A 23,845-nucleotide genomic window follows, 5' to 3' on the forward strand; every position below is an offset into this window, starting at 1 on the left:
CAAGCCCCGTGGCTGCTGCCCCCGCCACGGCTCACCCACATTCCCGGCCGCTCCGCGGCGCTTTGGGGGGGGGGGGGGGGGGGGGGGCGGGCCGCCCCCCCCCCCCCCCCCCCCCCCCCCCCCCCCCCCCACCGACTCCCTTGCTCACTCCCTCATCAGCCAAGGCAGGCCGTGCGCTACGCAAGGCCCCGTGCTACGGAAAGCCGTGCGCTACGGAAGACCGTGCACCTTCGGGCCGACCGCGTTCGACCACGCGCTGCCCGCCGTCGCGTCCCAGTTCGTGGACCACGTCATGGCGCCGCGCAGGGCCGGGTACGTCTTCGACGGCTTGAACGAGCCGCAGCCGGTGCCGCGGGTCAGGCAGTCGAGGGCGTTGTTGACGACCGAAGGGGCGACGTAGCCGCTGCCCGCGGCGCGCGTCGACGCGGGGACGCCGATGCCCACCTGGGAGGGGTCGAGGCCGCCTTCCAACTGGATGCAGGCGAGCGCGGTCAGGAAGTCCACACTGCCCTGGCTGTAGACCTTGCCGTCACAGCCGAGCATCGAACCGCTGTTGTAATACTGCATGTTGACGACCGTGAGGATGTCCTTCACGTTCAGCGCCGTCTGGAAGTAGCCGCCGGACGTGGACTGCATGTCGATGGTCTGCGGCGCCATCGTGAGGACGAACTTCGAGCCGGCCTTCGCGGCGAGCTGGCGCAGCGCCTTGGTCATGTAGGTGGGGTTGAGGCCGTTCTCCAGGTCGATGTCGACGCCGTCGAAGCCGTACTCCTGCATCAGCGCGTAGGCGCTGTTCGCGAAGGCCGTCGCGGAGGCGTCGCTGTTGACCGAGATGGTGCCCTTCTCACCGCCGACCGAGAGGATCACGGACTTGCCCGCGGCGTGCTTCGCGGCGATGTCCGCCTTGAAGTCCGCGGTGGAGGAGTAGCCGACGGCCGGGTCCAGGTTGAAGGTGATCTGGCCCGGTGTGGTGGTGGCGTCGGCGAAGGAGACCGCGATGATGTCGTACTGCGCCGACACGTCACGCAGCTTCTGCACGGTCGCGCCGTTGTTGAAGTTCTGCCAGTAGCCGGTCAGCGCGTGCTTGGGCACCGTGCCGCCGTCTCCGCCGCCGCCCTTGCCCGTCCGTGCGGACACCGCCGTCGACTTGGCGGACTCGCCCGCCGCGTTCGACGCGCTCACCTGGAAGCTGTACGTGGTCTCCGGCGTGAGGCCGGTGACGGTCGTGGAGGCGCCGCTGACCGAGGCGACCTTCGTACCGTCGCGGTAGACGGTGTACGCGGTGGCCGTGGACACCGGGGTCCAGGACAGGTCCACCGTCGTGGACGTCGTCGCGCCCGCCGCGAGGCCGGTCGGTACGGCCGGGATCTCCACCGGGTCGGTGCCGCCGCCCCCGTCGGGGCCGAAGACACTGACGTCGTCGACGTAGTACGCGCTCTGCCCGTACCAGCCGTGCGTGTACACGGTGACCGACGTGGTGTTCGCGCCGGTGGTGAAGCTGGTGGAGAGCTGCTGCCAGGCCGAGGTGCCCGGCGTCCAGGTCGACACGTCGGTGGTGCCGGTGCCGCGGGCACCGAGGTAGATATAGCTGCCCTGCACCCAACTGCTCAGTTTGTACGTCGAGTTCGGCTTCACCGCGACGGTCTGGGAACACTCGGCGGTGTCCTGGCCCGCAGGGGTGGCCTTGAGCGCCTTCGCACCGCCGTGCACCGGGGACGTGACGGCGGCGCCGCTGTTGGCGGCGCAGGTCCAGTTGCTGAGGTCCGACTCGAACCCGGCGTTCTTGGCGACGTTGACGTCCGCCGCTCGGACACTGCCCGCGTTGGCGTCCGCCGACTGCGCGGGCGCGGCGAGCGCTGTGACAGCGAGCGCGGCAGCCGCACCGACAGCGATCACCGCGCCGAATCTCCGGCGGACACCGAGTCTGCCCTGACGTACACGGTCCACGGAATGCCTCCAGGAAGAGGTGAAGGACGAAAGTGAACGACGGTGGCCACCGCTGCTGTGCGCATAGTTGGTCCAGACCAATCGAGTTGTCAATACCTCGCGCGAGACATTCCCCACCGCAGCGAGTTGGGTGTGCGCTCGCGGCCTGAGTTCGTCGGTCAGCCGCCGCTGCCGGTGGACCCGCGGAGTCGTGCGCTCGGGCAGCGGTAGAAGAGTTCGGGATCTCCCTCGTCGAGGCCGTGGAGCATTCCGACCGCGTGCCAGCCGACACGTCGCAGCAGCTGCTGCACGGGGTGGTTGGAGACGTTGGTCGAGGTGAACAGCTTCTCGGTGGTGCACGCGGTCTCGACGGCCGCGAGGAGACGTGCGCCCACGCCTCGGCGATGGGCACTGGGGGCGACCATCAGCATGGTGACGAGGCCCTGCTCGAAGAAGGTGTACTCCAACACGCCGTAGCCCACGGGCCCTGACGCGTCTCGGGCCATGAGGACCGCACCGCTCTCGCACCAGCGCCGGATCGCATCCCGTCGCGCCTGGTCGCCTGCCGCCGCGACGGAATCGATCTCGGCCAGCGCTGCCCAGTCCGACGCGTCCGCGCGATCCACCCGGAGTTCACTGAGGTTCTCGACATCCATGGAGTGCATCGTCGCAGCGTATGGATGCCCGGCCGTGGGCGTCACGGCCGGGCATCGGTGTAACGGGGGGTCGTTCTCGGAGCTATGGCGCGTCCACCACCAGGCGGCCCCGGTCCGGGGTCCGCGCCGCGGAACGGTTGGCGTAGGCGGACTCGACGCGGGACTGCTCGGCCGCGTCGGGCACCGCGTTCCGGCAGCCGGTGCCGGCGGCGGAGCCCGACATCAGCTGGGAGCACGGGCCGGGCTTGGTGTCCGGCAGGCCCAGGTTGTGGCCGATCTCGTGGGCGGCGATGCGTGTCTTGTCGTACCCCTGGGTGACCGCCTGGCTGCCGAGTTCGACGCGGCCTCGGCCACCCGGCCTCACCGGTCCGATGGTGGCCTGCGGCCAGCCGCTGGTGGCGACGATCTGGATCTCGGCCCGGGTGCCGGGCTGGGCCTCGACCAGCTTGACGTTGTCGACGTTGCTGTTCCACGAGGCGACTCCGGCGGCGATCGCCGTCTCCCAGCCCCTGGCCTGACTGTCGTCGTAGCGGAGGGTCACCACGGCGGCCGAGGTCCCCGCGGTCGCGGACACCGCGTTCGCCGCCGGTGCCATGGTCAGGGCGGCCGCTGCGGCAGTGCCGGCTATGACCAGCCGTCTGAAGTGCAGCATTGCTGTCCTTTCGGTTGTGGAGGGTCTCGACTCCGTACGGCGGACAGCCTCGATCCATGAACTCCACGCCAAGGCAAGGATAGTGACGGGACATCAGGCTGTTCCCGGGAGCCGACGTTGCAATGTGACGGTACATGGTCAAGTCCGCGCGGCAGCAGCCCCTTTGCCGTCAACTTTCTCCGCCGTCAACTTCCCCGCGGGCCCGCTATCCGGCGACGCGCGGCTCCAGCCGCTCGGTGATCCGGCCCAACATGTCTGTGAGCGGTTCGCCGACCTCCTGGCCGAACCCGGTCAGTCCATAGGTGACTTGCGGCGGCGTCGTCGGCTCGACCTCCCGCCAGACCAGACCGTCCTGGACCAGCGCGCGCAGGGTCTGGGCGAGCATCTTCTCGCTGACGCCCTGGATGCTGTCGCGCAGCTCGTAGAAGCGAAGGTCGTTGCTCCGCAAGGAGATCAGGACCCAGACGCCCCACTTGCTGGTCACGTGGTCGACCACGTCGCGGGCGGGGCAGTCGGTGTGAAACACCTCATACGGGCGACCCGACTCGGCCTGCTCAAGCTGCGCGCCTTCACTCATGTCCGGAGCTTACCTCTGGGTATGTCCTTACGGAAAGTAAGCCCGTCTCCTAGCGTCAACTTCCTCAGCGCACAACGAACGAGGAGCTGGACATGATCGTGGTGACCGGAGCTACCGGAAACGTGGGCCGACCCCTGACGCAGGCTTTGGCCGAGGCGGGCGAGCAGGTGACGGCGGTGTCGCGCCGTGCGGCGGCGGTGCCGCACGGGGTCCGTCACGTGACGGCCGATCTCACCGAACCGGCGGGCTTCGCTGCGGCGTTGGACGGGGCGAAGTCGCTCTTCCTCCTGCTCTCCGGCGACCTGCACGCCCCTGAGGCCAGGCCGGCCGAGCTCGTCCGCCTGGCCGCGGCCTCCGGCGTCCGACGGGTCGTCCTGCTGTCCTCGCAGGGCGTGGCGACCCGGCCACTCGGCCCTTCGCGGGTCGCGATGCGCGCGGTGGAGGACGCGTTGCGCGACTCCGGCATCGACTGGTCGGTCCTGCGGCCCGGCGGCTTCGCCTCCAACGCCTTCGCCTGGGCGGAGTCCCTCCGTACGCAGGGGACGGTGAACGCGCCCTTCGGCGATGTCGGGGTCCCGGTCGTCGACCCGGTGGACATCGCCGAGGTCGCGGCGGCCTGCCTGCTTGAGGACCGGCACAACGGCGGGGTGTTCACCCTCACCGGGCCCGAGGTCATCACGCCGCGTCAGCAGGCCGTCGTCATCGCCGACGCGCTCGGCTCGCCCGTGCGGTTCAACGAACTCACCCGCGACGAGGCCAAGGCCGAGATGACGCGGTTCGTGCCGGCGGAGCTCGCCGACGACACCTTGGACATCATCGCCTCCCCGAACGCCGAAGAAATGCGGATCAGCCCGGACGTGGCACGCGTACTGGGCCGTCCCCCGCACTCCTTCGACGACTGGGTCGCCCGCAACCTCGCCGCTTTCCGCTGAGATGCGCCTCATCCGCTGACAGGTGCTCAACCAGGCAGCCCCCGTGCGGCTATGGCCGCACGGGGTGAGCGCGTCCGCTCCGGCCCTCCACCACGTCCTCGGCGACCTCCCGCGTCACCACCACCACACTGTTCTCGCCCAGCGTCTCACCGCAGTCGTCGCAGATCAGGCAGGGTTCGAACACGGCGCCACAGCCGCGATGGACGGAGTGGAGGGCCGGGCCCTCGGGGGCGTGGAACCAGCGCTGGCCCCAGTCGATCGCTGTCATGATCACCGGGAAGAACGCGCGGCCCTTGTCGGTGAGGCGGTAGGAGATCCAGTCGGCCCGCTCGGCGCTGGGTTCGCTGCCGAGGACGCCGAGGCCGACGAAGGTGCGGAGCCGGTCGGCCACCATAGTCGGGGGCGCGCCCAGGCGTTGCTGGAAGTCGCCGAAGCGGTGGGCGCCCAGGAACGCGGCGCCGAGGAGCGCCACCGACCAGCGGTTGCCGATCAGGGCCATGGTCTCGGGGAAGAGTCCGGCACCCGCGCCGCCCGTGGAGGCGGACCTGCGGCGGGTGGCGGCGGTCGGCACCGAGCGCCCCTCGCCGCCGCTGGGGCCGAGTTCGCTGCGTACGTCGCGCGGGCGCACGGTCTCGCCGCAGGCCGCGCAGGCGAGCAGCGGCTCCATGGGGTGGCCGCAGGCGCGGTGGCGCATCCACGGCAGGTGTTCGACGTGTTCGCTCACCCAGCGGTACTCCCACGCCCAGATCGCCACCAGGATCGGCCAGAGCTCGCGGCCGCGCCGGGTGAGCCGGTACGCGTAGCGGGTCGGCCGGGTCTGGTAGGCGTCGCGCTCCAGGATTCCGGCGGTGGTGAGCCGGGTGAGCCGGGCGGACAACACCGAGTCGGAGATGGCCAGGTGCTCGCGCCAGTCGGCGTAGCGCCGGGCGCCCTGGTGGGCGTAGCGCAGGATGAGCAGCGTCCACTCGTCGCCGATGAGGCCCATGGTGACGCCGATGGCGTTCGCGCCTCCCGCCGGCAGCCGGGTCGGCGTCACCTCGTCCACGCGGTTCCTCTCTACAGACCGATCGCCCCAGGGGCCTCGCGGGCGTCACGGTCGCGCCAGCCCGGCAGCGCCGAGCCCGGTGCCCACGTCGCGTGGGTGCCGCTCGAGATGCGTTCCGGCAGGCGTACGCGGGCCAGCGGTCCTTCGGTGAGGCGGGACGCGTCGAACACCAGGCATTCGGAGCGATCGGTGTTCATGTCCGTGGTCAGTGTAATCAGGTAGCCGTCGTCCTCCCCGCGGGCGTCCGCGCGCGGTGCCATGGCGCTCTCGCTGCCGTGGACGCCGTCGGGCAGCGCGTAGTGCTCCTCCGTTCCGGTGTGCAGGTCGTGCTTGACGATGCCGTCGAAGAGGAACCAGCCGGGCTTCTGGGTGGCGGCGTAGGTGTAGCGGTAGGGGCGTCCGCCGCGGCTCGGATTGATCATGCCGAACTCGGTGTAGCGGTCGCAGAGTTGCTCCTCCTTGACGCGGCCCGTGGTGAGGTCGAGGCGCCAGCGGTGCAGGTGGGTCCGCATGCGTTCGAGGGCCAGGAAGCGGAACATCCGCTGGTAGACGCCGTCGCCCTTGGGGTCGGGCGGCTCGGGGCAGCCCTGGTGGAAGCCGTCGAGGACGATCTCGTCTCCGTCTTCGTAGGCGTTGGTGAAGTGCAGTACGTAGGTGGGGTCGGCCTCGAACCAGCGGATCTGCGTGGTGTCCCCGCGCCGGGGGATGACGGCGAACCGGCTGGGCAGGTCGCGGTGGAAGCGCGAGGCGTACTTGCCCTGGGCGAGCAGGTCGGGCTCCCAGAAGAGCGGGAAGTCGTTGAGGACGGCGTAGTTCTCGGTGAACGCCATGTCGTGCGGCAGCCGGGGGCCGGGCAGGGGGACGTCCACGAAGTGGGCCAGCCGGTCGTCGGAGTCCACCACTCCGTACTTCAGATACGGGGCTTCGGTCGCGTAGCTGAAGAACAGCAACTCCCCCGTGTGGTCGTCGGTCTTGGTGTGGGCGGACACGCCCCAGTCGGAGGGGAAGTCGCCGCCCCAGGTGGCCTTGCCCCTCGTGTCCAGGGTGAGCGGGTCGAGGCGGTACAGGTCGCCGCACTGCCAGAAGCTGCTCAGCGCGGTGCCGTTGTGCACGACGATGTCGGTGCTCGACGCGTCCTTCATGCGGGTGCGGGCGCCCCAGCCGTCCCGGCGCTTGGCGAGGGCGGGCCGTTCGGCGATCCCCGCCCACAGGGACTCGCCTGCCGCCTGTTCGGCCAGGAATCCGTCGGTGCGCACGAACCGGTTGCGGTAGAACGCCTTGCCGTCGCGGAAGCCCACCACGTGGATCATGCCGTCGCCGTCGAAGGGGTGGTAGAGCCGGATCGCCGGATGGACGGGGTTCTCGGTGTTGCGCAGGTACACGCCGTCCAGGTCGTCGGGGATGGCGCCCTCGACGACCTCCAGGTCGTCCGCGCGCCATTCGGTGGTCTGGGGCCGCCACGGCCCTGTCCGGTAGGGGTGGTCGTCGTCCTCGGGGAGGGTCGACAGGGCACGGCCCACGACCTCAACGTCCATCACTGGCTCCTTCCACCACGAGCGCCACGGTGGTCGTGGTGCTTCCGCCGATGTTGAGCGTGCCGAAGCGCCGGGCGCCCTCGACCTGGTAGTCACCGGCGCGTCCGGTCACCTGACGGGTGGCGTCGAGGAGCATGCGTACTCCGGTGGCCCCCACGGGATGGCCGCCGCCGATGAGGCCGCCGCCCGGGTTCACGGGGATCCGTCCGCCGATCTCCAACTCGCCGCTCTCGACGGCCTTCCAGCTCTCGCCGGGAGCGGTGATGCCGACGTGGTCGATCGCCATGTACTGCGACATGGAGAAGCAGTCGTGGACCTCGATGCCGTCGAGCGCGTCGACGTCCGCGATCTCCGCACGCCCGAACGCGTCGACGGCCGCCTGGCGGACGTGCGGGAGTACGTAGGGCTGGTCGGCGCTCCGCTCCAACTTGCGGTGCAGCGGCAGGCCGACCGTCCGGTGGCCCCAGCCGGTGATGCTTGCCGCCGGGCGCCGCTCATGGCGCCGCAGCCATCGGTCGGAGACGAGGACGACGCCCGCGCCGCCGTCGGTCATCTGGCTGCAGTCCTGTCGCCGCAGGCGTCCCTCGACGCGCGGGTTGGCCTCGTCGTCGGCGCTGAAGCTCGCGTCGGAGAAGGCCCACTTCCGGGTCTGCGCAAGAGGGTTGGCGCGCGCGTTGCGGATGTTCAGCTCGGCTATCGCGTGCAGGTGCCGGTCGTCGATGCCGTAGCGGCGGTCGTACTCCTCGGCGAGCTCGCTGAACATGTGCGGCCACATGAAGGCGGCGTCCTGGCCCTCGTGGCCGATCCAGGCTGCGGCGCCCAGATGCCGGGCCGCCACGTCACCCGGCACGGTCTTCTCCAGCTCGACGCCGATGACGAGGGCGCAGTCGTAGCGCCCGGCCTCCAGATCGGCCATCGCCGAGAGGACCGCGATCCCGCCGGAGGCGCACGCCGCCTCGTGCCGCGAGGACGGCACACCCCACAGCCCTTCCTGGACGGTCGCGGGCATGCCGCCCAACTGGCCCTGTCCGGTGAAGAGTTGCCCGAACGCGTTGCCGACGTGGATGACGTCGATCTCCTGCGCAGCCACCGCGCAGTCCTCAAGCGTGCCCTCCACCACCTCCTTGACGAGGTCGGCGAACTCCAGCCCGCCGCGAGCCCAGTTGCGTGCGAAGTCCGTCTGCTTTCCGCCCAGTACCCATACGCCCATGGAGACGATGCTACAACTAACAGAGTGACCGGCGAAGGGGCTCACATGACATACGTCCTCGACTACGTCCGCACGCCGCGCGGCAAGGGCTCCAAGCGCGGGGCGTTGCACGGCGTCAGCCCGGTGCAGTTGGTCGTCACGCTGCAAAACACCTTGCGGGAAAAGGGACTTGATCCCTGTTCCGTCGAGGACGTCGTCATCGGTACGGCCTCCCAGGTGGGTGACCAGGGCGCGAACCTGGCCCGTACCGCCACGCTCCTGGCCGACTGGGGCGATGTCCCCGGCGTCACGCTCAACCGCTTCTGCGCGTCCGGCATCGACGCCGTCGCCCAGTCAGCCGCGCGGATCGCGTCCGGTGACATCCGACTCGCCGTCGCCGGAGGGGTGGAGAGCACCTCACGGGTGCCGATGTTCAGCGACAACGGGCCGCTGTTCGCCGATCCGGACACGGTCCGGCGCATCGGCTCGGTCCACATGGGCATCGCGGCCGACCTCAACGCCACGCTGGACGGCTGGACCCGCGCACAGCTCGACGCCTACGGCCTGGAGACCCAGCGCAAGGCAGCCCGCGACCGGCCCGCCGGGCTCGTGCCCGTCGCGGGCCTCGACCACGACGAACTGGTCCGCCCTGACACCACGCAGGCCGCCCTCGCCGACCTGCCGCCCGCCTTCGCCGACCTGCCCGACCAGGACGCCCTGGCCCTGGCCGCGCACCCCGAGGCGGGAGAACTCCGTCACCTCCACACCGTCGGCACCTCCCCCGCCCTCGCCGACGGCGCCGCCCTCCTCGTACTGGGCAGCCGATCGGCCGCCGAGCGCGCGGGGATGCGTCCCCGCGCGCGCATCGTGGCCACCGCGACGGCCGCCACCGACCCGGTGATCATGCTGACCGCGGGCCAGACGGCCGTCGAGAAGGTCATCGCCAAGGCGGGTCTGCGCCCCGCCGACATCGACGTGTTCGAGTTCGCCGAGGCGTTCGCCGCGCTCTGTCTGCGCTTCCGCCGCGACCTGGACGCGGGTCCCGACCGGCTCAACCCGCGCGGCGGCACCATCGCCAAGGGCCACGCCTTCGGCGCCACCGGCGCCATCCTGACCGGCGACTGCGTGGCCGAGCTGGAGCGCCGCGAGGGTCGCTACGGCGTGGCCGCCGTGAGCGGCGCCGCGGGCCTGGGCGTCGCCGTGCTGCTCGAACGGGTCGCGGACTAGGTCGCCCTGGAGGTGTTCCCGACGGATTCGTGACCGACGGGGCTGGTCAAAGTCCCTTCCGCAGCTCGCGTTTGAGGACCTTGCCGACCGGATTGCGCGGCAGCGCGTCGCGTACCTCCAGGCGCTCGGGGAGCTTGTACGAGGCGATCCTGCGGGAGCGCAGGTACGCCACGACGGAATCCAGAGTCGGGATGTGACCGGGGGCGGGGACGACGACCGCGCAGATCCGTTCGCCGAGGACCTCGTCGGGCGTGCCGACGACGGCCACCTCGGCGACGGCGGGGTGGGTGGCGATGAGGGCTTCGAGTTCGGCCGCCGCGATGTTCATGCCGCCGCGGATGACGAGGTCCTTGGCCCGGTCGAGATAGCGGATGAACTGCCCCCGGTCACCGCCGATCTCGAAGATGTCGCCGCTCTTGAGATAGCCCCGTTCGTCGAACGGGTCCGCCAGGTCGGCGCCGTTCAGATAGCCGGCGAAGACCTGCGGCCCCTTGACGCGAAGCTCGCCGGGACGGCCAGGACCGGTGATGTCCGCGCCGGTGTCGAGGTCCACGATCCGCGTCCTGGTCCAGGTGGAGGCGCGGGTCGACCAGGTCACGCCGGGGGCGCCGTAGCGCGGGAAGTAGCGGGCTCGCTGCTCGGGGTCGGGCACGTCGTAGGGATCGGTGAGCATTCCGGCGCCCTCGTTGGAGCCGAAGAAGTTGATGACGCCGATCCCTCTGCCCTGCCAGCCGCGCACCATCGCAGCGGACAGCGGCGCCGAGCCCGAACCGATCCGGGTCAGCGAGGACAGGTCCACCGAGTCGAGCAGGTCCTCGCGGGCCAGCAGCATGGTGAGGAGGGCGGGCGCGGCGACGGTGTAGGTGACGCGCTCCTCGGCGATCTGCCGTAAGAACGTGGGGAGTTCGAAGGGGTGGTGTTGCACGAGGACGCCGCCGACCTGGAGCCAGGGCAGGAAGAGACCCGCGAATCCCGCCATGTTGACCATCGGGAACGGATTGAGCAGCACGTCCTGCGACGTCATGCGGGGCGCTTCGTGACAGACCGTGGCGATGGCCAGCCAGTCGTTGTGGCAGCGCGGCACGCCCTTGGGGGCGCTCTCGGTGCCGGACGTCCAGCAGATGCTCACGCAGTCGTTGGGGTGGGCCTCGTGGGTCGGTGCGGGGCGGTGCGTCGTCCCTGCGAGCTCCTCGTCCAGGGAGATCACCCGGGGCGGCACGTCCGCGCCGTACGCCAGGACGGGTACGCCGAGCACGGTGGCCTCGGCGGCGACAGCGCGATCGCCGAAGCGGTCCACGGTGACGTACGCGTCGAAGTCGGCGAGGCGGGCCAGCTGGGTGGTCTCGTGCTCGCGGTACTGCATCGGCATCGGCGAGACGATGACGCCGATGCGCCAGCAGGCCAGATAGAGCGTCACCTGCTCGACGGTGTTGGGGAGTTGGACGCCGAGGACGTGCCCCGCGGTGCAGCCGAGCCGCGCGAGGACGGCGGCGGTCCTGTCCACCTCGGCGTCCAGCTCGGCCCAGGTGAGGCGGCGCGGCGGGCGCCCGACGAGGCTCTCCTTGTTCGGCGGGTCGACGACCGCGAGCCTGGCAGGGGCCTCCTTGACGCGGGTACGGAAAAGCCCGTCGAGGGTGTCCGTGCCCCACCACCCCTTCGCCGTGTACGCCGCGACCCGCTCGGGCGGATGCAGTCGCCTCGGCCCGCCGGAATCCCGCAGCGCCCTCGGGCTCCCCTGAACTCCCGGACTCCGTCCCATCCGTACCGCCTCCTCAGGTGAGTGACATGACGGCCGTGAGCGTGCGCACGCCGCCCGGGTCGTCGTCGGTGCTTGCGGGCACGACCACGATCTCGTCGACACCCGCGGCCGCGTACTCCGCCAGGCGGGCACGGACGGCGCCCGGATCGCCGACGAGGCCGACGGCGCCGACCGCCGCCGCGGGCACGGCCTTCAGGAGCTCGCGGGGGTGCGGGCGGGTCCTGGCGAACGCGACGAGGTCGCCGAAGCCGGCCTCCGTGAACATCTCCCCGTACCCGGGGGCGGCCAGATAGCCGACCACTCCCCTGCGCAACTGCTCCACCGCGGCGGGCGAGGGGCCGACCGCGGCGGTCGCCCACACGGCCACGCGCGGTGCCCGGCGGCCGCCGTCGGCCGCGGCGGCGCGCATAGCCCGTACGAGCTTCGCGGCCGAGGCCGGGGTGATCAGGTTGAGCACCATCCGGTCCGCGTGCAGGGCGGCGGTGCGTACGGCGGCCGGGCCGAACGCGGCCACGCTCAGGGCGGATCGGGGTGGCGGCAACCGCAGGCGGTAACCCCGGGTGCGCACCGTTTCCCCCTCGAAGAAGGCCTTCCCTCCGTCCAGCAGCCCGCGCAGTGCGGTCGCCGACTCCCGCAACACCGTGGCGGACCGCGCCCGCTGCCGCCCGTGCCATTCGCCGACGACGACCGGGCTCGCCGTGCCGAGAGCGACGTCGACGCGGCGTCCGGTGAGCTCGGCAACCGACGCCACGCCGCGGGCGATCGAGACGGGGTCGCGCACGCCGACGGCGAGCGGGCCGAGGGTGAGAGGGATGTGCGCGGTGCGCGCGGCCACAGCGGTGGCCAGCGCGAAGACGTCGTACGTGGCCATCTCGCCGAGCCACAACTCGCCGTATCCGAGCCGTTCGACGGCCTCCACCATGGGCGCCCATTCCGCGGGCGGACGGTCCTGCCAGTAGCCGGGCGTCGCCGACAGCGCGGGAGTCATGGACGGCAAACTACAATAAACGAAGCTACTCGGGGAGTGGGTGGGACCCACTGACGCCACGTCACTTGCCGGGGAACTGGGAGACGGGCCCGGACCTCGCCGCGGCCCTGCGGAGCGATGTCGAGCGGGCGGTCGCCACCCACCGGCTGAAGCTCGACAGGGGCAAGGTGACGGCCGTCTCCGGGCACGCCGCGGGGGTCGGCATCGAGCTCGCCGACGCCACGACGCGTACGGCGGACGCGGCGGTCATCGCCACGGGTGTCACCGCGCGCACCCCCGCCGACAGCGCCTGGATCGCCGCCCCGGACGGGTTCCTGCCGCCGCCGCTGTGGCGGACGGCGCCCGCCGGCATGCACGGTGTGACCTATGTGCTCGGCGCGGACCGCCCCCTGGGCACGTGGCTGCGCGCACACCCGCGTGTGGGCCTGAACCTGAACGTGCTCTGCCCGGCGGAGGACGGCTACAAGACGGCCGAGATCGCCGACGATCCGCGCGTGAACGTGATGCGGATCTCCCACGTCGAGATCGCCGAAGAGGCGGACGGACGGCCGGAGTTGACCGTCACGCATCGGGACGGCGAGCAGCGCCGCTACCTCGCCGCCACGGTCCTGTCCAACCTGGGCAACTCCCCCGCCGCCCTGGACGGCCTCAAGCGGGGCCTGGACGGCTACTGCCCGCCCGAACTCCAGCACCCCCGACTCCTGGTCGCCGGCGACCTGCGCTCGGCCCGCTTCCAGCGAATCGTCACCGCACAGGGCTCGGGGGCACAGGCGGCGCTCGCCCGGTACTACGACGTCGCGCTCGCGAGGGCCTGATGACTGGCTCACACGTGTCGGCTCGCCATACCGCCGGGCGTCGACGGCTCTAGGCCGGTCCCTTGCCCTTGCCGGTCAGCCAGTCCAGCACCTCGACCGCACCATAAGGCCCGCCGTCCGGGCTCAACTCCGCCAGGAAGTCCAGGTCTTGACCGAGCGTGACGACCGGTGGTTCGTCGCGGCCTCGGGGGTGGCGCTGGCCGAGGCCTACCGTGGCCAGGAGGCCGTTGCACAGGCAGAGGCGTCCCTCGGTGTCGGTGGCCGTGCCGCCCTTGCGGCGGAACGCGGCCTCCGGCTCGGCGGGGCAGCGGTAGCCGATCGCACTCTTGGTGGTGCGGTAGGGGGCGCGCAGGTAGCCGAGGTCGCACACGCGGCGGCGGCTCGCGCGCACGTCGGGGTCCGAGAGCGTGCCCGGCAGCTCCGCGACCTTGAAAGGAAAGTCGGTGGGCGACGCCATCGGGTCGTTGCGCACCCGCAGCGTTCCCGCGCGGGCCCGGGTCCGCAGCTCTTCGCGCAGGCCGGCCTCCAGGCCCGACTCCTCGCAGAGCGCGAACGCGCTGCCCACCTGCACACCGGCCGCGCCCGCGGCCCGTGCCGCGGCGAGCCGATCGGGGTGGGCCACGCCGCCCGCGAGCCAGAAGGGGATGCCGAGCGCCGCCATCTTGGCGAGGTCGGGATGGTCACGCGGCCCGTAGACCGGTTCGCCCTGCGCGTCGAGCTTCATGGCACCGCGCGGCGGAGCGCTGTGACCGCCCGCGCCACGGGTCTCGATCACGAAGCCGTCGGGGGTCGTGGCGTCGTCGCGGGCGAGGTAGGTGGCGAGCAGCGGCAGAGACACGATGGCGAGCACGTGCGGCCTTCGCAAGGAGCCGGTGAAGTTCGGAGGGAGGGGTTCAGCCCTCGCGACGCGTGGCCCAGCAGCCGGATCGAGCGGTTCGGCGGCTGGGGAGAACTGCGGCTCAGCAGCTGGAGTAGCAGGCTCCGCGCCCGGCGCGAACGCCTCGATCCGCACGTCCTGTATCCGCCCCGCCCCCTCCTCCGTGGCCGCCCCGCCGCACCCCTCCCCGTCTCCCCCGCCCCCGCACTGACAGCCCTCATTCCGCTCCGCCGCGAGACCCGTGCGGCCCAGTAGTGCGACCGGGTCGAAGCGGTGGTCCCAGTCCTCGTCCGCGCCGTCGAGTCGGACGCGTACGCTCACCGGCTCCATCCGCGCGAGCCGCCGCGCCAGTTCGGGTACGTGCCCGGGGACGCCGGCGCCCACCAGGACGCAGTCCACCCCGGCGAGGATCGCACCGAACAGGCCGGGCGCCAGGCCCAGTTGGATCTTTTCCAGGTAGTTGATGCCGACCGGTCCTTCGTGGCCTTCCTTGGCGAGCCACACCTCCACGAAGTTGCCGAGCACGGTGAGCAGTTCGGCGGGCTCGCCGCGTTCGGCCCGCAGCAGCGGCTGTGCGCGGAAGCGCTCCCCGTCGCCGATGCCGCCTTCGACGTAGAAGCGGTCCAGGACCGCGGCCGCCAACTCCGGTACGGGGAAGGCGGCGAGGGCGCGGCGCACGCCGCCTTCCGGGTCGCCGAGCTGGAGCCGTCGCGTCAGGAGCGCGTCGAGCGCCGTGCCCGACACGACGCCGAGCTGCCCGGCCTCGCTGACCGTTCGGGTCAGTCGCCAGCCGGAGACACCGACACCCATCCCGCCCTGGATGACCTGGGGCAGTTCACCGTCCATCGTGACCATCGGCATACCGCGCCACCTCGCTGCTCGAGCTCCACAACCTACGGTTCCGTAGGTTTGGCCAGGAGCCCAGTCTTGGCCACCGGTCCCCCAGGATCGTGCGGCGAAAGGCCCGACTGATGGTGACCAAAGACCACCTCGCGGCGGCTCTTGGACCCCGTGTCGCGGCGGCGGCGCGGGCGCGGGACCGCATCGGAGCGTCGGGGTGAGATCCACGTCTCCTCGTATGAAGACGCAGTTCAAATACCCCCTACCGTATTGTTGGATACCGGAGGGGGTATCGCCCGAGTCCGGATCTTGGAGAGAAGCGCATGAAGGTCGTCATCATCGGAGGAGTCGCGGGTGGCATGTCCGCCGCGACCCGGCTGCGTCGCCTCGACGAGCACGCGGAGATCGTCGTGCTCGAGCGCGGCGCCCACGTCAGCTACGCCAACTGCGGACTGCCCTACTACCTGGGCGGCGTCATCGAGGAGCGGGACGCGCTGCTCGTACAGACGCCCGAGGCGCTGCACACCCGCTTCCGGCTGGACGTGCGCGTGCGCAGCGAGGCCGTCGCGATCGACCGCGAGGCGCGTACCGTCCGGGTCCGCGATCTGGAGTCCGGACGCGAGTACGAGGAGGCGTACGACTCGCTGGTCCTGAGCCCCGGCGCGCGGCCCTTCGTCCCCGATCTGCCCGGCATCGAGCGCGCCCGCACCCTGCGCGACGTGACCGACGTGGACCGCATCGTCGCCGACCTGACCGAGGGGGTCCGTACCGCCGTGGTCGTCGGCGGCGGGTTCATCGGCGTCGAAGCGGCGGAGAACCTGCGGGCCCGCGGCCTCGATGTGACGCTCGTCGAACTCGCCGGCCAGGTGCTCCCGCCGCTGGACCCGGAGATGGCGGGCCCTCTCACCGCCGAACTGCGCGCGCACGGCGTGCGGGTGGAGCTCGGCACCCAGCTGGTCAAGGTGTCCCCGGACGCGGTGGATCTCGCCGACGGGCGCACGTTGCCCGCCGATCTGGTCCTGCTCGCCATCGGTGTGCGCCCCGACACCGCGCTCGCCCGTGCGGCGGGCCTGGAGACGGGCCCGCGCGGGGGCATCGCCGTCGACGAGCGGCTGCGCACCAGCGACCCGCGGATCCACGCACTCGGTGACGCGGCCGAGAAGCGCGACGCCCTGACCGGCGAGCCGGTCCTCATCCCGCTGGCCAACCTCGCCAACCGGCACGGCCGGCTGGTCGCCGACCTCCTCGCCGGACGCTCCGTCGCCGCGCGCCCGGCTGCCGGGACGGCGGTCGTGCAGGTCTTCGGCCGTACCGCCGCCGCCACCGGGTGGAACGAGAAGCGGCTGCGCGCCGCAGGGCGCCGCCATCAGGCCGTCCATCTGCACCCCGGTTCGCACGCCGGGTACTACCCCGGAGCGGCCCCGATCGCCCTGAAGGTGCTCTTCGACCCCGACGACCTGCGCATCCTGGGCGCCCAGGCGGTCGGCGCCGACGGGGTGGACAAGCGCATCGACGTCATCGCCACCGCCATGGCCGGGGGCCTCACGGTGACCGAACTCGCCGACCTGGAGCTGGCCTACGCGCCTCCGTACGGTTCCGCCAAGGACCCCGTCAACCTGGCGGGCATGATCGCCGAGAACGCGGCCACCGGCACCGACCGGCTCGTCCAGTGGCACGAGGCGGCCGAGGCCCAACGGCAGGGCACGGTCGTCGTCGACGTCCGCACCCCGGCCGAGCACGCGTCGGGCGCCCTGCCCGGAGCCATCCACGTACCGCTCGACGAACTGCGCGACCGCTCGGCCGACCTCCCCTCCGGTGACCTGATCGTCTACTGCCAGCAGGGCCTGCGCGGCCACACCGCCGCGCGCCTGCTCACCCAGCTCGGCCGTACCGCGGCCAACCTCAGCGGCGGCTACGCCACTTGGGCGGCGGCACAGCCCTCCCCCATCGCCGCCTGAACCTGCCCGGCCGCGCGCCCCTCGCCCCACCCACCCGACGACAGCTGCCCTCGGCAGAAGTCAGCGAACAGAAGAGAAGCCCATGACCTTCGGCAGTCCCCTCACCCCGGCCGAGCTGGAATCCCGCATCGACGAGGGCATCCTCGTCATCGACGTCCGGTCCGCGGTCGAATACGCGCAGGGCCACGTGCCCGGCGCGGTCAACATCCCCCTCGACTCCGTCCAGGAGCTGCTGCCGGAACTGCGCCAGGCGGCCGACCGGCGCGGCCTGGCCGTCGTGTGCGCCGCCGGGCCCCGCTCCCTCACCGCTTGCGCGCAGCTGGCAGGGGCCGGCGTCGAGGCCCTCAGCCTGGCGGGCGGCACCACCGCCTGGCACGCGGCGGGCAGGCCCGTCAGCACCTCGGCCGAGCCGGGCGGCCGCCAGGTGTGGGCGATGGACCGTCAGGTCCGTTTCACCGCAGGGGCCCTCGTCCTCGGCGGTCTCGCCCTGGGGCTGCGGGCCCCGCGTGCCCGGCTCCTCTCCGTCGCCATCGCGGGCGGCCTGGTCTACTCCGCCGTCAGCGGCACCTGCGGCATGGCCTCACTCCTGGGACGCCTCCCCCTCAACCGGACCTCGCCGGTGGCCCTCGACTCCGCTCGGGAGGCCTTGCGCCGCTGACCTCGGCGGAACCGGGGGCGCGCTGCCCGGCCCTTGCTTTTGGTCGGTCGCCGCAGGTCGGGTGCGCGCTTCTCGGGTCGTCGTACGTCGGGTGCGCGCCTCTGCGGTCGTCGTACGCCGGGTGCGTGCCGTCGTACGGTCCCACCAGGCCGGGGCGAGGGCCGTGAGCATCAGGAGCGCGGTCAGGGTGAAGGCCCAGGGATAGCCGGTCAGTGCCGCCACCGCGCCGAAACCGACCGCGCCGATGCCCATGCCCGCGTCGTAGGCGACGTTCCACAGGGCGCTCACCGTCGCGTACCCGGAGGGCGGGACCCGGGCGTACATCAGGGTGATGGTCGCGCTCTGCGCGATGCCGAAGCCGCACCCGAACACCGCCGCGCCCGCGACGACCGCGACGGGGACACCCGTGAGGGCGATCATGAGGATGCCGGCGGCCGAGACGACGAGACCGGGTACGACGAGGCCGGAGGCGCCGCGCCGGTCGGCGCGGCGGCCCGCGAGCCACCGGGATGCCGTCGCCGCGGCGGGCTGCACGAAGAGCGCCACGGCGACGACCGCGGAGGAACCCGGCGCCAGGGCGAGCGGCAGAAACGTGACGACGACCCCCGCGCCCACGGCCGTCAGCGCGAAGACGGCCGTGGGGCGGCCGAGCGCGCCGGAGCGGGCCCCCACGACGACCCCCAGCGGTGGCCCCTGAGCCGCCTCCCGACCGGGCAGGCCCGGGACGGCTGCGATGGAGAGCAGCGCGAGAAGGGCGGCCGCCGTGCACACGGGGCCGTACCCCCAATGCGCCGCCAGCCAGGATCCGAGCGGCAGGCCCACGAGCGACGGCACTCCGACCACGACGCCGATCAGGGCAAGGCCCTCCCCGCGGCGCTCGGCGGGGATCAGCGAGGCCGTCAGGGCGCCGCCCGCCACCACGGTGAAGGCGAAGCCGAGCCCCCGCACGAGGCACACCGCGACGATCCACTCCATGCTGCGCGACACGGTCAGGACGAGCGCCGGAGCACCCAGCAGGAACAGGCCCGCGCCCAGCAGCACGCGGTGACCGCAGCGCGTCGCGAGCCAGGGCGTCATCAACTCGCCGCCCACCGTGGCCAGCATCAACGCCCCTGTCACCAGGCGCGGCCGCGCCTCGGCACCTCGGTCCTCGGGCTCGCCGGATGAAGCCATGGGAGGAAACCTAGGGCCTGTCCGATGGGTCGGCGTGGAGCAAGGAGCGGCGTCTGGTGCGTGCGATCGCAAGGCGCCGGGATGTCCTCGTAGCGGAGCTACTAGGACATGTCGGCAACGCGGCGAGCGTGCGTGCCAGACGCCGCGACGCCGCGCCGACCCATCGGACAGGCCCTAGGGGACGCCGCCGCTGGAACGCCCCCTGTTTCTCTGCCCGTTGCGCGGCCAGGATGAGCCACGCGTGGGAGCCTGCGATGACGGTCCACCCGCATCCGAGCCGATAACGCCGTGCCCAGTAAGGAGTCCTGCCATGTCCGCCGAGCCGTTCGAGGTCAGCGTCACCGAAGCCGAGATCGCCGACCTGCGTGCACGATTGCGACGGACCCGGTGGCCCGAGCGCGAGCCCGTGGACGACTGGTCGCAGGGGCTGCCGCTGGCGTACGCGCAGGAGCTCTGCCGCAGTTGGGCCGAGGACTACGACTTCGGGTTCGCCGAGCGGCTGAACGCTTTCCCGCAGTACCGCGACACGATCGACGGCCTTGGCATCCATTTCCTGCACGTCCGCTCGCCGGAGCCGGACGCGTTCCCGCTCGTGCTCACGCACGGGTGGCCGGGTTCGGTGCTCGAGTTCCTGGAGGTCCTCGGCCCGCTCACCGACCCGCGCGCGCACGGGGGTGACCCGGCGGACGCGTTCCACGTGGTCGCGCCGTCGTTGCCCGGATACGGCTGGAGTGACAAGCCGTCCACGACCGGGTGGGGCATCACTCGCACGGCGCGCGCCTGGGACACGTTGATGGTCTCGCTGGGTTACGAACGGTACGGCGCGCAGGGCGGTGACTGGGGTTCGGCGGTGTCCGGGGCGCTGGGCGAGGTGGCGCCCGAGCGGGTCGCCGGCGTGCACGTGAACCTGGGATCCGTGGCGGCGGGCACGTTCGACGACCCGACGGCCGCGGAGCTGGCGAACCTCGAGGCCGAGAAGGAGATGCGGCGCACCGGCCGGGGGTACTCGGCGATCCAGGCGACCCGGCCGCAGACGCTCGGCTACGGCCTCACCGACTCCCCGGCGGGGCAGGCCGCCTGGATCGCCGAGAAGTTCTGGGCGTGGACGGACCACGACGGCCGTCCCGAGGACGCGTTGCCGCGGCAGGCGATCCTCGACGAGATCTCGGTCTACTGGTTCACCGCGTCGGCCACGTCGTCGGCGCGCCTGTACTGGGAGGGCTTCGCCAACTTCCGGGACAAGGTGACCGCGCCATCCGGCCTTTCGGTCTACCCGTGCGACTTGACCCGCCCGTCGAGGCGGGAGGCCGAGCTGCGGTTCACCGACCTGCGCTGGTTCGAGGAGCTCCCGCACGGTGGGCACTTCGCCGCGCTGGAGCAGCCGGAGTCGCTGGTCGAGCAGGTGCGCGGGTTCTTCCGCCTGTTCCGTTGATGGCGGCGGGACGCGGGCGCTGCCATCGTCACCGGGTCGCCAGGCTCCCAGCAGTACTGCCAGCACCACCCAACAGATCATCCAGCCATACGCACCTCACGACCGGAGTTCAGAGGCAGCACTCACCCGAACCGCAAGATGCGTGGCGCGAACGTGCCGTTCGGGCCCTCGGCACGGCCCACCGACCAGACCGTCGCCGTGCCCGGTACCGGCACGAGCCGCAGCGCCAAGGACTCGCCCTCCCCCGCCACCGCGGGTTCGTCGTGCTCGGTGAACGCCTGCCCGTCCCAGGAGAGGAAGTCGGGCCCGGGAATCAGGGGCGGACCGCCCGGCGGGCCCAGCTTCTGCGAGCGGGCCACCGCGACCCAGCCGAGGCCGCCGGACGAGGAGGGCGCGAGGGAGTTGATCGAGCCGAAAGTGGTGGGCACCGCCACCCGGTTCCACGACTGTCCGTCGAAGTGGACCAGCAGCGGCGGGATCGGCCGTCCGGGAGGACCGCCGACGAATCCGTCCGTGCCGCCCGCCCACACCTCCGTCGGCGACACCGCGAGGACGCTGCTCACGGCAGCCCGTGGGAAGCCCTGCACGATCGTCTGCTGCCAGGCCGCTCCGTCCCAGTGCGAGACCGCCGCGCCCAATCCGGTGGCGCCCGCGGCCCAGACGTCGTCGGCGGCCAGCACGTGCAGCCCGTACACGGAACCCGGGGGCACCGGCACGTCACGCCAGACGCCACCGTCTCTGCGCAGCAGCACCTGCGCGCCGTCCCGCGAACCGATCAGCCAGGTCTCACCGCCACCGGCGACGGCCCTGTCCAGCAGGACCCCGCGCGGCGGGCGGCTCTCCGTCCAGGACCGGCCGTCGAAGCGGAGCAGGCGGGCGGCGCCCGCCACGTCACGGCCCACCGCCCAGGCCGAGGTCGGCGAGGCCGCGGCGATCGACAGCAGCTCGCCCTGCCAGTCGGCCCCCGGCAGTCCCTTCCGCTGCCACGCGGCGCCGTCCCAGCGCAACAGCAGCGGGAAGCCGGGTGCCGAGCGGCCCACCGCGTCGGTGCCGACCGCCCAGGCCTTCTTCGGCCCGAACGCCACGGCCTCGTTCATGGCGGCCTGGGGGCGCACCTGGGCCGGGACGGGAACGTGCTGCCAGGTGCCCGGCTCCGCCGCGGCCGACGTGACGACGGCCAGGGCGATGGCGAGGACCGCGGCGAGAGCGGCGAGGAGAAGTCGGCGTGCCATGTCAGACTCCCCGCCGTTCGCTCATCAGATTCGGTTTCGAGCCGTAGATCTCGACGGTCCCGAAGGACAGCAGGGACGATCCGGACCGGGTCAGCGCCTGTGGAGAGACGTCGATCGCGTGGGTGCGTTCCGGACCGTACGAGAAGGTGGTGCGGGCACCGTCCACGCGCGCGTACTTCGACTGGAACGCGCGGTCGCTGCGCAGGGGGATCCACAGCGCCCCGTCCGCACCGCGCGCCATCCCCTCGATGTAGGTGTCGCCCAGCGGCGGGTAACTGGTGCGCCAGGCGGGCGCGTTCGGGCCTCGGGTCATCAGGTAGGTGCGGGCCACTCCGTCGGTGTACCGGCTGCCACCGAGCGTGATCCGGCCGGACGGTTCCAGCAGGACCGTGTGCACGTTGCTGTTCGGCGGCAGCGGCACCTTCGCGTCCCGCCATGCCGTGCCGTCCCAGTGCAGGATCGCCGGCCCGGTGCTGGTGTCCGCCCAGGCCCAGGCGTCGGTCGCCGTCCGCGCGGTGACGCCCATCAGGTACAACACGCCTTCCGGAGTGACCTGTCGGGTCCAGGAGGTGCCGTCGTAGTGCCAGACCTTCAGCCCGGTCTCGTCCTCGCCCACGACCCAGGCGGCCCCGGGGACCGCGGTGAAGTCCTGATACGTCCAGAGGGTCTGCGGCATCGGGACCGTGCTCCAGGCGCCGCTCGCGGACCGGCGCAGGATCTCTCCCTCACCGGCCCGGTTGTGGAAGATCCACACCTCGTCGCCGACGAACCGCACCTTGCCGAGCCAGCCGGGGTCACCCGAGCCAGGGAAGGTGGTGTCCCGGCTCCACGCCGTGCCGTCCCACCGGTACAGGAACGGCCGCAGTCCATCGGCCGCCTGCTCGTACCCCGTGGCCCACGCGTCGCGCCGTCCGCGCGAGGCGAGGTCGGCGACGGTGACCGGTGAGACCGCCGTCGGCGGCACCGGCACCGCCGACCACTTCGACGCCACGGCCGCGGATGGCGTCATGGCGGCGGGCGGCGTCTCGGCTCCGGGCGGTGCCACAGGAGGGGACGGTGTCACGGCCGGGGGCGGCGTCGCAGCCGGGGGCGGCGTCACGGCCGCAGCGGGTGACACCGTCGCCGCACACGCGAACACGAGACAGACCAGGACCGCACGGAGACCGTTCACCAGACCCCCCACACCAGACCCCTCACAACGCGAAGGCCGCACAGCCTATTGGCATGCACCCGTCCAGGGAATAGACGTCGCGCAGCCGGTGTCCGCCGCTCGGACGGTCGTCACCACCGGATTCCGGCCGCCACCGGAAGATGGTCGCTGCCGGTGGCCGGCAGAGCCCACGCGCTCGTCGGCCGCACACCGCTCACCAGGATCTGATCGATCCGCGCCACCGGGAACGTCGCGGGCCAGGTGAAGCCGAAGCCGTCACCCGCCGTTTCCTGGGCCGAGCGCAGCCGCGAGGTGAGACCGGCGAACGCGCGGTCGTCCATGGTGCCGTTCAGGTCGCCGAGCAGCACCATCCGCTCGTTCGGCTCGGCGGCGACGGCCGCGGCGAGCGCCTTCGCGTGGCGGTCGCGGCTCTCCGTCCAGAAGCCCTCGCCGGGGAGCACGCGTACGGACCCCAGATGGGCCACGTACACGGCCAGCGGTCCCCGGTCGGTGGCCACCGTGGTGCGCAGCGCCCGGTTGTCGGTCAGTTTCACGTCGGCCGGCTTCGCGGCACCCGCCGGTCCGACGTCCTGCTGGGTGTCGACCGGCCTGGTGTCCGACAGCGGCAGCTTGCTCCACAGCCCGACCGTGCCCCGCACCGTGTGGTGTGGATACGCCTTCGCCAGCGCCTTCTCGTACACCGGCTTCGCCTGCGGGGTGATCTCCTCCAGGGCCAGCACGTCGGCCGTGGAGGCGGCCAGGTCGCGGGCGGTCCCTGCCGGGTCGGCGTTGTCCGCGTCGACGTTGTGGCTCGCCACGGTCAGGTCCGCGCCGCCCGCGTGGGACTTGTCGGTGAGCAGCCCGCCGAACAGGTTCAGCCACACCGCGACCGGCAGCAGCAGCGCGAGCGTCGCGGAGAGGGAACGGCGCCACAGCGCCCCGGCCAGCAGCACCGGGACGAACAGGCCGAACCACGGCAGGAACGTCTCCACCAGGCTGCCCAGGCTCCCCCGGTCCGTGATCCACGCGTGCAGCAGCATGAGCAGCCCCAGCAGCAGCGCCAGCGTCGCGAGCACCAGGCCCCGCTTCCACGGGCCCGGCCGGGCGGCCCGGCGCAGTGCTCTGCGGAGCGCGGCGCGCCGCGTGACCGGGCCGGTGTCGTGGACGCCGACACCGACACCGACGCCACCCGGCCCGGCATCCACCGCATCCACGTGAATCATC

20 protein-coding genes are annotated in these 23,845 nt (G+C 72.2%); 6 read left to right on the forward strand and 14 right to left on the reverse strand.

Features of this window, described 5'->3' with window-relative positions; translation table 11 throughout:
• Nucleotides 1-210: 210 nt before the first annotated feature.
• From ACIO9J_RS42560 to ACIO9J_RS42575, 4 genes are all read right to left on the reverse strand, one after another.
• Nucleotides 211-1,947 (reverse strand): chitinase, encoded by a 1,737-nt coding sequence (locus ACIO9J_RS42560; protein WP_402011043.1) that lies wholly within the window; start codon nucleotides 1,945-1,947, stop codon nucleotides 211-213.
• 158 nt (nucleotides 1,948-2,105) lie between these two features.
• Complete coding sequence (locus tag ACIO9J_RS42565) at nucleotides 2,106-2,591, reverse strand: GNAT family N-acetyltransferase (RefSeq protein WP_402011045.1); 486 nt, start codon at nucleotides 2,589-2,591, stop codon at nucleotides 2,106-2,108.
• 73 nt (nucleotides 2,592-2,664) lie between these two features.
• On the reverse strand, nucleotides 2,665-3,234 hold the full coding sequence (locus ACIO9J_RS42570) for a snapalysin family zinc-dependent metalloprotease (RefSeq protein WP_402011047.1): 570 nt from the start codon (nucleotides 3,232-3,234) through the stop codon (nucleotides 2,665-2,667).
• A 205-nt stretch (nucleotides 3,235-3,439) separates the two neighbouring features.
• Nucleotides 3,440-3,811 (reverse strand): winged helix-turn-helix transcriptional regulator, encoded by a 372-nt coding sequence (locus ACIO9J_RS42575; protein WP_402011048.1) that lies wholly within the window; start codon nucleotides 3,809-3,811, stop codon nucleotides 3,440-3,442.
• A gap of 92 nt (nucleotides 3,812-3,903) precedes the next feature.
• Between ACIO9J_RS42575 and ACIO9J_RS42580 the strand changes: the two genes are divergently transcribed.
• Entirely contained in the window at nucleotides 3,904-4,743 is an 840-nt protein-coding gene (locus ACIO9J_RS42580) for an SDR family oxidoreductase (protein ID WP_402011050.1), read from the forward strand.
• Between the two features lie 49 nt (nucleotides 4,744-4,792).
• On the opposite strand, the gene ACIO9J_RS42585 is transcribed toward ACIO9J_RS42580, so the two are convergent.
• From ACIO9J_RS42585 to ACIO9J_RS42595, 3 genes are read right to left on the reverse strand one after another with little or no spacing between them, the layout of a single operon-like run.
• Nucleotides 4,793-5,788 carry a winged helix-turn-helix transcriptional regulator gene (locus ACIO9J_RS42585; protein ID WP_402011052.1) on the reverse strand — a complete coding sequence of 332 codons (996 nt, stop codon included), beginning with the start codon at nucleotides 5,786-5,788 and terminating at the stop codon, nucleotides 4,793-4,795.
• A gap of 11 nt (nucleotides 5,789-5,799) precedes the next feature.
• Entirely contained in the window at nucleotides 5,800-7,323 is a 1,524-nt protein-coding gene (locus ACIO9J_RS42590) for a carotenoid oxygenase family protein (protein WP_402011054.1), read from the reverse strand.
• Nucleotides 7,313-8,533: an acetyl-CoA acetyltransferase gene (locus ACIO9J_RS42595; protein ID WP_402011056.1), complete on the reverse strand. Its 1,221-nt coding sequence runs from the start codon at nucleotides 8,531-8,533 to the stop codon at nucleotides 7,313-7,315. Before ACIO9J_RS42595 ends, ACIO9J_RS42590 begins: the two co-directional genes overlap by 11 nt.
• A 45-nt stretch (nucleotides 8,534-8,578) precedes the next feature.
• Between ACIO9J_RS42595 and ACIO9J_RS42600 the strand changes: the two genes are divergently transcribed.
• Nucleotides 8,579-9,739 (forward strand): acetyl-CoA C-acyltransferase, encoded by a 1,161-nt coding sequence (locus ACIO9J_RS42600; RefSeq protein WP_402011058.1) that lies wholly within the window; start codon nucleotides 8,579-8,581, stop codon nucleotides 9,737-9,739.
• A 46-nt stretch (nucleotides 9,740-9,785) separates the two neighbouring features.
• Here the strand turns inward: ACIO9J_RS42600 and ACIO9J_RS42605 are convergent, their stop codons facing one another.
• A complete protein-coding gene (locus tag ACIO9J_RS42605) occupies nucleotides 9,786-11,498 on the reverse strand; it encodes an AMP-binding protein (protein WP_402011060.1) in 1,713 nt (570 codons plus the stop codon).
• A 13-nt stretch (nucleotides 11,499-11,511) separates the two neighbouring features.
• A complete protein-coding gene (locus ACIO9J_RS42610) occupies nucleotides 11,512-12,486 on the reverse strand; it encodes an LLM class F420-dependent oxidoreductase (RefSeq protein ID WP_402011062.1) in 975 nt (324 codons plus the stop codon).
• Between the two features lie 65 nt (nucleotides 12,487-12,551).
• Between ACIO9J_RS42610 and ACIO9J_RS42615 the strand changes: the two genes are divergently transcribed.
• Nucleotides 12,552-13,301: an oxidoreductase gene (locus ACIO9J_RS42615; RefSeq protein ID WP_402011063.1), complete on the forward strand. Its 750-nt coding sequence runs from the start codon at nucleotides 12,552-12,554 to the stop codon at nucleotides 13,299-13,301.
• A gap of 49 nt (nucleotides 13,302-13,350) precedes the next feature.
• On the opposite strand, the gene ACIO9J_RS42620 is transcribed toward ACIO9J_RS42615, so the two are convergent.
• Nucleotides 13,351-15,039, reverse strand: coding sequence for a nitronate monooxygenase (locus tag ACIO9J_RS42620; RefSeq protein ID WP_402011065.1), 1,689 nt, complete (start codon nucleotides 15,037-15,039; stop codon nucleotides 13,351-13,353).
• Between the two features lie 302 nt (nucleotides 15,040-15,341).
• On the opposite strand from ACIO9J_RS42620, the gene ACIO9J_RS42625 reads away from it, so the two are divergent.
• Together ACIO9J_RS42625 and ACIO9J_RS42630 are read left to right on the forward strand one after the other, a co-directional pair.
• Nucleotides 15,342-16,976 carry an FAD-dependent oxidoreductase gene (locus tag ACIO9J_RS42625; RefSeq protein WP_402011067.1) on the forward strand — a complete coding sequence of 545 codons (1,635 nt, stop codon included), beginning with the start codon at nucleotides 15,342-15,344 and terminating at the stop codon, nucleotides 16,974-16,976.
• Nucleotides 16,977-17,058: 82 nt separating this feature from the next.
• Nucleotides 17,059-17,634, forward strand: coding sequence for a rhodanese-like domain-containing protein (locus ACIO9J_RS42630; RefSeq protein WP_402011069.1), 576 nt, complete (start codon nucleotides 17,059-17,061; stop codon nucleotides 17,632-17,634).
• Here ACIO9J_RS42630 and ACIO9J_RS42635 read toward each other — a convergent pair.
• Nucleotides 17,557-18,807 (reverse strand): MFS transporter, encoded by a 1,251-nt coding sequence (locus ACIO9J_RS42635; RefSeq protein ID WP_402011071.1) that lies wholly within the window; start codon nucleotides 18,805-18,807, stop codon nucleotides 17,557-17,559. The two genes, ACIO9J_RS42630 and ACIO9J_RS42635, sit on opposite strands and share 78 nt — an antisense overlap.
• Nucleotides 18,808-19,117: 310 nt before the next feature.
• Between ACIO9J_RS42635 and ACIO9J_RS42640 the strand changes: the two genes are divergently transcribed.
• On the forward strand, nucleotides 19,118-20,239 hold the full coding sequence (locus ACIO9J_RS42640) for an epoxide hydrolase family protein (protein WP_402011073.1): 1,122 nt from the start codon (nucleotides 19,118-19,120) through the stop codon (nucleotides 20,237-20,239).
• 122 nt (nucleotides 20,240-20,361) lie between these two features.
• Here the strand turns inward: ACIO9J_RS42640 and ACIO9J_RS42645 are convergent, their stop codons facing one another.
• The 3 genes from ACIO9J_RS42645 to ACIO9J_RS42655 all read right to left on the reverse strand — a co-directional run bounded on the left by ACIO9J_RS42645 (nucleotide 20,362) and on the right by ACIO9J_RS42655 (nucleotide 23,844).
• A complete protein-coding gene (locus ACIO9J_RS42645; protein WP_402011076.1) occupies nucleotides 20,362-21,471 on the reverse strand; it encodes a hypothetical protein in 1,110 nt (369 codons plus the stop codon).
• Nucleotide 21,472: 1 nt separating this feature from the next.
• The gene (locus ACIO9J_RS42650) at nucleotides 21,473-22,516 is read right to left on the reverse strand and encodes a hypothetical protein (protein WP_402011079.1); all 1,044 of its coding nucleotides are present in this window, start codon (nucleotides 22,514-22,516) and stop codon (nucleotides 21,473-21,475) included.
• Between the two features lie 236 nt (nucleotides 22,517-22,752).
• Nucleotides 22,753-23,844 carry an endonuclease/exonuclease/phosphatase family protein gene (locus tag ACIO9J_RS42655; protein ID WP_402011082.1) on the reverse strand — a complete coding sequence of 364 codons (1,092 nt, stop codon included), beginning with the start codon at nucleotides 23,842-23,844 and terminating at the stop codon, nucleotides 22,753-22,755.
• Nucleotide 23,845: the final 1 nt, after the last annotated feature.

It is taken from the genome of Streptomyces sp. NPDC087300, assembly GCF_044744425.1.
Taxonomy (GTDB): domain Bacteria; phylum Actinomycetota; class Actinomycetes; order Streptomycetales; family Streptomycetaceae; genus Streptomyces.